Below are 10,251 nucleotides of genomic sequence, written 5' to 3'. Positions count from 1 at the left end.
TCCATTCAGACATTCATCTCTCAGCTCTGCACCGTGATCCCGGCTTCCTTGCACGCTTGCGGCGTTGTCTTCCCGCTGGCCACCGCCACTTCAACCTGCCGCAACACCGTTACGATCTGCTCTGGTTTGTACCTCTGCATCGGCATATTAAAATACCTCCCTCATGAGATTCTCTCTCACTTCGGCTGGTATCGAAATCGCCGGGCAGGTCAACCGTACCGGTCCTCTCCCTTATCCGATCGCGACCAGCGGACTGCCGATCAGAGCTTGGATCAGCAGTGCCACGAACACCAACGCATAGATCGCCGCGGCGGCCAGCGCCAAACGTGTGCGCGAAGTTTCATTGCGGCGGTGCAGGAAGATCAGCGTGAGGAGCGGCAACGCCTGTAGCGCATGAAGGCCCACGAAGTGCGGGACACGCAAGTCTCCATGACGTGTGCTCCAGCCGGTAACCGGCAGCCCCGGGCCGCCGTCCGGGGCACCCACCGTGTGCGCGCCGACAAGAGTGAGGCGCTGGGTGGCTATGGCCTCGTCAAGCTGTGCCTTCGTCGGACGGGTCATCAGTCCGCCGCTCAGTCCGCCGACGATGGTGATCGCCATGCCCAGGCGAAGCGCCCAGCCCATCGCGCGATCAGCAAACGGCTGGCGCCACAGGGCCACCGCGACGGCAATGCTGGCGAAGGTCTGGGTGAAAATTCCGATCCCCATAACCGTAAACAGGATTCCATCGAGCAGCGTACTCACATTGAAATGACTGGTCGTTCCCCGCGCGGCTTGCAGGTCAATGATGGCGACTTCAAGAAGCATCACCACCGCGGTGGCGCGCCCCACGATGCGGCGTGTTCGAGGCCAATCGGGCAGATAGCTAAACACCCAGGCGAGAGTGAGCGTGTAGACGGCGGTTGAGAGCGCAAACTTGGCCGGCTTGAGCCAGGCCGGGGCACCGGCGATTTCTCGGGGATCAAGCCAAATTCCTAGCGATGACGGCACCAGCAGTGCCAGCAGGAACAGGCCTGTGCCAGTCAGCAGAGGATCGGTGCTCCACAAGCGAGTCAGGAATCCGTGAATGTGAACCAGGGGAGACTCACTGGCCTGTGCTCGCTGGCCCACCTGTGCTTGCTGGCCAGCAAGTACCGCGTCCCCCTCTCGTCCTGCCTTGCTTGCTGGCGCAGGGCGCACTCGTCCCGCAAGATTTTCCTTTAGCCGGTCGGTGTGTGCGATTGTTGGCATGGTGTCCTCCTGATTTTTTGAGCACTCGCTTAATGTTGTCACTGTCAACATAAGGATAGTTATCTATGTTGACGATGTCAACACAAATATTCTAGTATGAGCAATGCCTCGTCCCCGACTTTCCAGACCCGCCCGCAAACCTCCCAGCCGGTACCACCATGGCGACCTGGCGCGCGCGATGCTCCAGGAGGCTGTCCGCACAATTCAGAAGCAGGGGATTGCGGCTCTGACCCTCCGAGGCGTAGGTGAGCGGCTGGGCGTTTCCCGGACGGCACTCTATCGCCACTTCGCTGACAAGCAAGCGTTGCTGACCGCAGTAGCCTCGGAGGGCTTCCGGATGCTCCGGGCGGCGTTAGTGGAAGAGTGGGATGCGCGCGGACGCGGACGCGAAGGATTCGAAGCAATGGGTGCTGCCTACGTGCGCTTCGCGGTCGCCCATTCGGCGCATTACCGGGTAATGTTCGGCGGTGTAGTCCCGCCCGGCAACGAGGACTGCGAGGTGAACGTTGCCGGCGCTGACGCCTTCCATGCGCTGGTCGATGCCATCGTCGAGCAGCAACAGCGTGGCCTCATTGTTAACGATGATCCGCTACAGCTCGCACGTTACATCTGGTCCGTCGTCCATGGCATCTCCATGCTCGCGCTGGACGGCCAACTGTCCACACCAGCAGAGGTGGAGGCGCTCGTCCGCTACGCCAACAAACGTCTGCGAACCGGCATTGCGCAGTGACCGAGACGATCACCGGGCATGACAAACCGGACCCATCTGTTCCTGTTTTCTTCAAGGCACGACTTCAGTGTTTGCTTGAAATCCAAGGCATCTGGTGGCCGATGCCGGGTATAATTAGAAGTTATCCACTGCACGCTTGGGGGCATCCGTGTCCGAGGGCTACCGGGAAAGACCAGGCCGGGAGCATAGGGCCTGGGAGCATAGGAAGGAATCGTTATGGCCGCGCCGCAAACTTTGTTTGAGAAGATATGGAACAACCATTTGGTCATTGAGGAGCCGGATTGCCCGGCGGTGCTCTACATTGATCTGCAATTGATCCATGAGGTCACTTCGCCGCAGGCGTTCTCGGCGTTGCGCGATCAGGGGCTGAAGGTCCGGCAGCCCTCGCGCACCGTGGCCACGGCGGATCACAGCATTCCCACGCATGACCGCTCGCTGCCCATCGCCGACGCCATGGCCGCCAAGCAGATCAAGCAGCTCGACGACAACTGCCGCGAGTTCGGCATCCCGCTGCATGGGCTCGGCAGCCCCCATCAGGGCATCGTGCATATCATCGGCCCGGAGCTGGGATTGACGCAGCCGGGCATGACCATCGTTTGCGGTGACAGTCACACCTCCACGCACGGCGCGTTCGGCGCGCTGGCCTTCGGCATCGGGACCACCGAGGTGGAGCATGTTCTGGCCACACAGTGTCTGTTGCAGCGCAAGCCCGAGACGTTCGAGGTCCGCATCGACGGAGTGCTGAAGCCCTTCGTTACCGCCAAGGATATTATTCTCGCGCTGATCGCCAGAATCGGCGTGGGCGGCGGTGTGGGCAGTGTGCTGGAATATACGGGCAGCGCCATGCGCGCACTGTCGATGGACGGGCGCATGACCGTCTGCAATATGTCGATAGAAGGCGGTGCCAAAGCGGGCATGATCGCGCCCGACGACACGACCATTGAGTACATGGCCGGCCGCGAGTTCGCTCCCAAGGGAGCGGCGTGGGACGACGCCGTGAAGCGCTGGAAGTCGCTCCCCTCCGACGCCGGCGCGAAGTACGACAAGACAATTACGCTCGACGCTTCCACGATGGAGCCGATGATTACCTACGGCACCAACCCCGGCATGGGCATCGCTATCGGCGCGCCGGTGCCGCAGTTGAGTGACATGGAAGATGAGTCCTCGCGCAAGGCGCTCGCGCACGCGCTCGAGTACATGGGGCTGGAGCCGGGCAAGCCGCTGCTGGGCCGCCCGGTGGATGTGGTCTTCATCGGAAGCTGCACCAACGCGCGCATCTCCGATCTGCGCGAAGCGGCCCGCGTCATCAAAGGACGAAAGGTGAATCCATCCACGCGTGTTCTCGTGGTGCCCGGTTCGCAGCAGGTGAAGAAGCAGGCCGAGGCCGAGGGACTGCCGAAAATATTTCTCGATGCCGGCTGCGAGTGGCGCGAGCCGGGATGCAGCATGTGCATCGCCATGAACGGCGACGAGGTTCCCGCGGGCAAGTACGCCGTCTCGACCAGCAACCGGAATTTTGAAGGACGGCAGGGCAAAGGCAGCCGAACTTTTCTGGCCAGCCCGCTGACCGCCGCCGCCTCGGCGGTCGCCGGAAAAATCGCCGACGTTCGCACGCTTCTCTAATTTGATCGTCTAACTAACTGCGTCGTCATCCCGAGCGCCGCGAGGGACCTGCTTTTTACCTGAAGGAGTTTGATCATGGAATCGTTCACAAAATTGACCAGCCGCGTGGTGCCGATCCCCAATGAGAATATCGACACGGACATCATCATTCCGGCACGGTACCTGAAGGCCACCGACAAAGTGGGCATGGACCGCTTCCTGTTTCGTGACTGGCGCTTCAACGAGGACGGCACGCCCATCCCCAGCTTCATCTTGAATCAGCCGCGCGCGCAGGGGTGCAAAATTCTGCTGGCAGGCAAAAACTTCGGCACCGGCAGCTCGCGCGAGCACGCACCGTGGGCGCTGACCGCCTTCGGCTTCCGTGCGGTGATCAGCACTTCATTCGCCGACATCTTCCGCAGCAACTCATTGAAGAACTCACTGCTCCCCGTGGTGGTTCCCGCCGATGTTCACGAAGAGTTATTCAAGCTGGTGGAGGCGGATCAGAAGCTGGAACTCACGATTGACTTAGCTGCCCAGTCACTCACTCTTCCCGGTGGCAAGTCAGTGAGTTTCCCAATCGACAATTTCTCAAAGCAGTGTATGTTGGCCGGCGTCGATCAACTCGGCTACATCCAAAAACAAGACACTCACATATTAGCATACGAAGCATCGCATCCGGCTATGGTAGTCACTACTGCAAAGTAACTGGCTGTTACTGCGCGGCCAGCCGCCGCAAGCACGCAATTGCGCGGCGCAAGCTCTCCGATGACTGCGCCGCAATCTCCGGTCGCCATCCGTTTTGTTCATCCATTACAAACTGAATCAGCCGCGAGTTATACGCCGGCCCCACGTCGCGACCACTGTTTTCCCGTGGAACCATATCCTGCTTCAGCCGTCTCATGCGGGAACGGGCGGCCAGCGTTATGATCTCGTGCTTGGGATCGGGAACGGCCTCTGGATGTTCCGTTACACATCGTTTCGGTACTCCAAGAAACAGCGCAAGGCGCTCCCGATCCGCAAGCAACCACGCCTCAATCTCGCGTACCGCAATTCGAAAACACATACGATTGGCTGGATTTGGCAAGCAACGGCGGCGATAGGATGGCGCGCAGTTACCGTCGTAGTCGAGGTCAAGAAGTATAATCCATGGGGAATTCTGCGCCGCGCGGTTATAATTTTCTAGATGCTTCAAGATAAAATGTTTGCCTTGTCGGCCATGCACAGCGCCAAGGGTGGCTCCAGTACTGCGGATAACCACCTCCAGAACGACTTCGTCCAAGCGACCTTCGACAACGGCAGAGATGGGAATGGACGCAGGAAGGAGCGGCAAGACTTAATCTCCAAACAAGCTAAGTTGTCGAACATTTTTGGGCCTTGTGCGGGGCAGGGCCGCATCCGCCAGACTTAATCCGCCCTTTAGCAGTTCCGGTATCTCTTTGAATGAACTGGCCGGACTGACCGTGGTTCCTTCTCTTGCAGGCACTAGCAGAAGAAGTTCATCTAGCCCGATCCCTTGGTCACGCAAGATTTCCGGAGAGTGCGTGCTGAGGAAAACTTGTCGCCCCGTGCGGCCCTGCATTCGAGCTAGCATTTGAGGTAGGTACCCGACGACCTCCGGGTGAAGGGAAAGTTCTGGCTCCTCCAAGAGCAGCGGGCCAGCACCGTCAAGTGTTGCCCACAGTAGACCGAGAAGTCGCAGTGTGCCGTCCGAAAAATCTTCTTCCATTTGCCAGGCGCCCTGAGGCCGCCAGTGTTCGTATTTCCCTCGCAAGTGAGGAATCCCGCGAACGTCGCGCCACAACTCGAGTTCCTGCAACTGGGGAACGGCTAGGCTCATAGCCGCACTAATCCTCCGCAGTCGCGCATTCCGCGTCTTTTCTGGCGTCCGGGCCACCTGTTCCAGGAAATCTCCTCCATAAGGATCCAGTTGGTGGCCCGCCGAACGATCTGGCTCTCGAACCAGTTGCGGAACGATGTGTAGGTAACGCACTGAGCCAAACAGGTCGGCCACATCCCGAAAGCGCCGGTTCACGTTCAGTTGCTCCAAGTTCGTCTGCGTCAATCGCGCCGGGTCCGCCCGATCCTCTTCGTCTGGACGATCCAGAATTACTTTGCCGCCGGATGTGACTTTTTCTTTCCTAATGACTGGCCGCCGAAGATTGTCCTGGGTAAATCGAAGTTCGTATTCCCAAGCCGCGACACCCGACTCACTACCTAGAGATACCTGTACGGCTATATCCGGGTAACGCCGAGCCGCCAGGCAACGAAGACTTGTAACTCCTCGCCGCCGCCGAATGGCTTCTTGGAAGCCGCCTCCGACCACCACAATGTCATGCAGAAACCGGAAAACATCAAGCAGGTTGGACTTCCCGGAAGCATTGGGCCCTACTAGAAAGATTCGCGAGGCTAGATCCACATCCACGCTAGAAAAGTTGCGCCAGTTTTCCAGGGCAAGGTGAACAAACCGCACTTCCTGGCTGCTTTCTGCTTTCATGCTGGACCCCTTACTTCGTGAAGAGCAGCTATCATTCTTCCATTCCATCGTCGGTGATTGGCAAATTTCTTCATTACTTTAGCGCGGCGAGCACTTCCTCGGCGTGGCCTTCCACTTTCACCTTCGGGAAAATCTTCTGCACCTTCCCGGCGGCGTCGATAATTACCGTGGTGCGCTCGATGCCCATCACCGTTTTGCCGTACATGTTTTTCTCTTTGAGCACGCCGTAGGCTTCCGCCATCTTGCGCTCCTCGTCGGCGAGCAGAGGGAAGGGAAGATTGAACTTGGCCTTGAATTTGGCCTGCGCGGCGGGTGTGTCGGGGCTGGCGCCAATCACCGGAACATGAAGCTTCTGAAACTTGGGGAAGATGTCGCGAAACTCGCAACTCTCAATCGTTCAGCCGGGGGTGTCGGCCCGGGGATAGAAGTAGATCACCAGCGGCGCGCCGCGAAAATCTTTCAGGCTGACGGTGTGCTCCGCATCATCGAGCAGGGTGAAGTCCGGTGCGGCCTGGCCTTCCTGTAACATGAGTTTATCTCCTTAATGGCCACGGAGACACAGAGGCACAGAGTGTTGAAGTTGTAACTTGAAATTACTATCTCTGTGTCTCAGTGACTCTGTGGCTAACTCTTTTCTAGTTCTGCTTTCAGCAGGTCATTGACCTTGGCGGGGTTGGCCTGGCCCTTGGTTTCCTTCATCACTTGGCCGACGAAATAGCCGAACAGCGCGGTCTTGCCCGCCTTGAACTGTTCGAGCTGCTTGGGATTCGCTGCCACCACTTGTTGAATAACTCGCTGAATCTCCGCGGGGTCCGAAATCTGTCTCAGGCCGAGTCGCAGTAGAACCTGCTCTGCTGCCTCAGATGTCTTAAACATTTCCTGAAACGCAATTTTACCTAGTTTGCCTGACAGCGTTCTTCTCAGCTTTTTCTCAATCTTCTCTTTTTCTTCAAAGAGCTCAACAGGAAAGGCGTTTGCAGATTGCAAACCCAAGACAAGTTTATCGTCGAGTTCCTTAAAGCGCCGTTCGAGCCTATCTTGTTCTTCATCCGGTAGTATGAACTGCAATAACTCCGCGAGATTTTCAGCCGAGATCGGAGATTCCTCGATGCCCTTGCCTGTTGCGTTGAGTGCGCCAAGCAGTTCCACCATCACCCAGTTGGCCGCCAGTTTCGCGTCGGGCGAACCCTTCGCCACGCGCTCATAGTAATCAGCGAGCGCCTGCGAATCGGTGAGCACGTCGGCATCATAGCCGCTGAGGCCGTAGTCCTTGATGAAGCGGACGCGCTTGGCGTCGGGCAACTCGGGGATGCCGCCGCGAATCTCGGCCTGCCACTTCTCGCTGACGATCAGCGGCAGCAGGTCCGGCTCGGGGAAGTAGCGATAGTCGTGCGCCTGCTCCTTGCTGCGCATACTCTCGGTGCGATTCTGCGCGGAGTTCCACAGCCGCGTCTCCTGCGCGACCTTGCCGCCGGAGTTCAGCACCTGCGCCTGCCGCTCAATCTCATACTCCAGCGACTTTTGCAGGAAGCGGAAGGAGTTGAGGTTCTTGACCTCGACCTTGGTTCCAAATTCTTTCTGGCCGACGGGGCGGATGCTGACGTTGGCGTCGCAGCGTAGGCTGCCTTCTTCCATGTTGCAGTCCGAGACGCCGACATAAAGCAATATCTGTTTCAGTCGAGTGAGATATTCATGCGCCTCTTCCGGCGTGCGGATGTCCGGCTCGCTGACGATCTCCGCCAGCGGCGTGCCGCTGCGGTTCAGGTCCACGTAAGTGCGCTGATAGGAGTCAGCGAAGCCGTCGTGGATGCTCTTGCCGGCGTCCTCTTCCATGTGTAGACGGGTGATCCCAATCTTCTTTTCCGTCGCGCCGCCGTGCAGCAGTATCCAGCCATGCTCGGCGATGGGTTGATCAAACTGCGAAATTTGGTAGCCCTTGGGCAGATCCGGATAAAAGTAGTTTTTGCGCGCGAAGATCGACTTGCGATTGATGGCGCAATTGATGGCCAGTGACGCCTTCACGGCCATCTCCACCGCAGTGCGATTGAGGACGGGCAGCGCGCCGGGCATTCCCAGACACACGGGGCAGGTATGCGCGTTTGGCGGCGCGCCGAATTTGGTGGAGCAGCCGCAGAAGATTTTCGAACTGGTCAATAGCTGGCAATGGACTTCCAAGCCGATGACCGGCTCGTACTTCCGCAGAATCGCGTCCATGGTCTCCGTAGATGTGGTAGTGGCACTCATGATGATGCTCGAAGGGATCTGCCTGGAGAGCTTCTAATAGGGTGGCTTCATGATGGTGAACTCAAACTCCGCCGGATCGAGATGGCGGCCCTTGAGCTGGGTGATGCAAGCCTGCGCGCTCGCACCAGCGGCCTCCACGCGCCGGATTTTGACATCGGGAAACTCGACGCCACCCTCCGAGGTCTTCTTCGGCGGGATGTATTTCTTGAAGGCGATCCATTGGTTGGCGTATTGCAGCCGCTCGGGCAGGCTGAGGTCATCCATGCGCCGGCCGATCAGTCCCGTAGTTGCGATATTGGTAGCCATGTTTTCTCGTGCGTTCCTTCCTCGAAATCTTTCGCCCTAACCGTGCCACGCATTGCTGCCCAGCGGGAAGCAACTATTATCCTAGCCTTCCGCGCCCGCCGCAAGAGGCAGAGTTTCTTAAGGGATCACTTGGCTCTCGCCACGTCCTTCGCATCTAGTATAATGTTTTGGCGCTGCTTCCACCGGGCGCACATTTCCAAACCAAACTGCCGGCAATTTGTTCCTGCCGGCGAGTACGAGTACTGCAATGGCTGTCAGCGAATCCGCCGTCATCAAAGGGCTACCCGGCAATGCCGAGGCCGAGCGCAGCGTTCTCGGGGCGATCCTGCTTGACAACTCGGCGTACAACCAGGCTGCCTCGCTGCTGACCTCTGACGACTTCGTACTCGACTCGCACCGCAAACTTTTCTTCCGCATTCAGGAGTTGTCGGACCGCTCGAAGCCCATTGATCTGGTGACGCTCTCTGAAGAGCTGATGCGGCATAACGAGCTGGAGGCGATCGGCGGCGCGGGCTATCTGGCTTCGCTGACCGACGGCCTGCCGCGGCTGGCCAACATCGAGCACTACGCGCGCATCGTGAAGGACAAGGCGATGCTGCGGCGGCTGATTCAGGTTTCCAACTCCATCGCCTCGCGCGCTCTCGACGGCGGCGAGGCGGCGGAAGAGATTCTGGATGCGGCGGAGAGCATGGTGCTCTCCATCGGCGAGCAGCAGGTGCGCACGGGGTTCTCGCATTTCCGCGATATTTTCCGCGACAGCATGGGCAGCCTCGATGCGCTGCATGATCGCGGCAAGCGCGTAACGGGCCTGGAGACCGGCTTTCGCAAATTCGATGATATGACTCGCGGGCTGCAACCGTCCGATCTGGTCATCATCGCGGCACGTCCCTCGATGGGCAAGACTAGCTTCGCGCTGAACATCGCGCAGCATGTGGCCATACGCATGCAGCAGCCGGTAGGCATGTTCTCGCTGGAAATGTCGAAGGAGGCGCTGGTCATGCGCCTGCTGTGTGGCGAGGCGCGCGTGAACGGCCACCGCTTGCAAGCCGGGTTCGCCTCGCGCGATGACTGGTCGAAGCTGGCCCAGGCGCTGGGCCGTCTGATCGAATCGCCATTTTTCATTGACGATACGCCGGGCATCTCCATTACCGAAATGCGCGCAAAAGCGCGGCGCTTGCAGGCCGAGCACGGCCTGGGCCTATTGATCGTGGACTATTTGCAACTGATGACCGGACGTGGCCGCCAGGAGAATCGCACCCAGGAAATCTCCGCCATTTCGCGCGGACTGAAGGGGCTGGCCAAGGAATTGAAGGTCCCTCTCATCGCCATTTCCCAGTTGAGCCGAGCCACGGAAGAGCGCGGCGGACGCCCCCGCTTGAGCGATCTGCGCGAGTCTGGACAGATTGAGCAGGACGCCGATCTGGTAGGTTTCATTTTTCGCGAGGAGTCGATCAAGCCCACCGATGAAAACCGCGGCAAGGCCGAGCTGATTATTGAAAAGCAGCGCAACGGTCCGACCGGCACGGTGAATCTTGCTTTTCTTGCGCAGTACACTTCGTTCGAAAATCTCGCGGACGAGTTTGGCGGCGGCGAGGAGATGGAGTAACAGAGCCGCGACCGTGAGGGAGCGGTGGTTTGGTTT

General features: G+C 58.9%; 9 protein-coding genes and 1 pseudogene. 4 read left to right on the top strand and 6 right to left on the bottom strand.

The annotated features are described in order from the left end of the window. Positions 1-231: 231 nt before the first annotated feature. A complete protein-coding gene (locus EXQ56_14285) occupies positions 232-1,230 on the bottom strand; it encodes a hypothetical protein (GenBank protein ID MSO21590.1) in 999 nt (332 codons plus the stop codon). 103 nt (positions 1,231-1,333) lie between these two features. Between EXQ56_14285 and EXQ56_14280 the strand changes: the two genes are divergently transcribed. From EXQ56_14280 to leuD, 3 genes are all read left to right on the top strand, one after another. Next, positions 1,334-1,960 carry a TetR/AcrR family transcriptional regulator gene (locus EXQ56_14280; protein MSO21589.1) on the top strand — a complete coding sequence of 209 codons (627 nt, stop codon included), beginning with the start codon at positions 1,334-1,336 and terminating at the stop codon, positions 1,958-1,960. A 216-nt stretch (positions 1,961-2,176) separates the two neighbouring features. Then, positions 2,177-3,583: a 3-isopropylmalate dehydratase large subunit gene (gene leuC / locus EXQ56_14275; protein ID MSO21588.1), complete on the top strand. Its 1,407-nt coding sequence runs from the start codon at positions 2,177-2,179 to the stop codon at positions 3,581-3,583. Between the two features lie 75 nt (positions 3,584-3,658). After that, complete coding sequence (gene leuD / locus EXQ56_14270; GenBank protein MSO21587.1) at positions 3,659-4,270, top strand: 3-isopropylmalate dehydratase small subunit; 612 nt, start codon at positions 3,659-3,661, stop codon at positions 4,268-4,270. Between the two features lie 7 nt (positions 4,271-4,277). Here the strand turns inward: leuD and EXQ56_14265 are convergent, their stop codons facing one another. The 5 genes and pseudogenes from EXQ56_14265 to EXQ56_14245 form a co-directional block, all read right to left on the bottom strand. Next, the gene (locus tag EXQ56_14265; protein ID MSO21586.1) at positions 4,278-4,628 is read right to left on the bottom strand and encodes a hypothetical protein; all 351 of its coding nucleotides are present in this window, start codon (positions 4,626-4,628) and stop codon (positions 4,278-4,280) included. A 270-nt stretch (positions 4,629-4,898) separates the two neighbouring features. Beyond that, a complete protein-coding gene (locus EXQ56_14260) occupies positions 4,899-6,059 on the bottom strand; it encodes a chromosome segregation protein SMC (protein ID MSO21585.1) in 1,161 nt (386 codons plus the stop codon). 73 nt (positions 6,060-6,132) lie between these two features. Beyond that, on the bottom strand, positions 6,133-6,588 hold the full coding sequence (locus EXQ56_14255) for a thioredoxin-dependent thiol peroxidase (GenBank protein ID MSO21584.1): 456 nt from the start codon (positions 6,586-6,588) through the stop codon (positions 6,133-6,135). A gap of 548 nt (positions 6,589-7,136) precedes the next feature. Beyond that, a pseudogene (gene gatB / locus EXQ56_14250) lies at positions 7,137-8,303 on the bottom strand (Asp-tRNA(Asn)/Glu-tRNA(Gln) amidotransferase subunit GatB). A 33-nt stretch (positions 8,304-8,336) separates the two neighbouring features. Then, positions 8,337-8,609, bottom strand: a complete 273-nt coding sequence (locus EXQ56_14245; protein ID MSO21583.1) for a hypothetical protein — start codon at positions 8,607-8,609, stop codon at positions 8,337-8,339. A gap of 247 nt (positions 8,610-8,856) precedes the next feature. Between EXQ56_14245 and dnaB the strand changes: the two genes are divergently transcribed. Next, entirely contained in the window at positions 8,857-10,215 is a 1,359-nt protein-coding gene (gene dnaB, locus EXQ56_14240; GenBank protein ID MSO21582.1) for a replicative DNA helicase, read from the top strand. Positions 10,216-10,251: the final 36 nt, after the last annotated feature.

The sequence above is a fragment of the Acidobacteriota bacterium genome (assembly GCA_009691245.1).
Taxonomy (GTDB): Bacteria; Acidobacteriota; Terriglobia; order 2-12-FULL-54-10; family 2-12-FULL-54-10; genus SHUM01.
Note: the sequence above shows the minus strand (reverse complement) of the source record. Positions and strands in the feature narration are given on the sequence as shown.

Coding starts and splice junctions, on each gene's coding strand:
- EXQ56_14285 (MSO21590.1), bottom strand. CDS start 1,230: ATGCCAACAATCGCACACACCGACCGGCTAAAGGAAAATCTTGCGGGA.
- EXQ56_14280 (MSO21589.1), top strand. CDS start 1,334: ATGCCTCGTCCCCGACTTTCCAGACCCGCCCGCAAACCTCCCAGCCGG.
- leuC (MSO21588.1), top strand. CDS start 2,177: ATGGCCGCGCCGCAAACTTTGTTTGAGAAGATATGGAACAACCATTTG.
- leuD (MSO21587.1), top strand. CDS start 3,659: ATGGAATCGTTCACAAAATTGACCAGCCGCGTGGTGCCGATCCCCAAT.
- EXQ56_14265 (MSO21586.1), bottom strand. CDS start 4,628: ATGTGTTTTCGAATTGCGGTACGCGAGATTGAGGCGTGGTTGCTTGCG.
- EXQ56_14260 (MSO21585.1), bottom strand. CDS start 6,059: ATGAAAGCAGAAAGCAGCCAGGAAGTGCGGTTTGTTCACCTTGCCCTG.
- EXQ56_14245 (MSO21583.1), bottom strand. CDS start 8,609: ATGGCTACCAATATCGCAACTACGGGACTGATCGGCCGGCGCATGGAT.
- dnaB (MSO21582.1), top strand. CDS start 8,857: ATGGCTGTCAGCGAATCCGCCGTCATCAAAGGGCTACCCGGCAATGCC.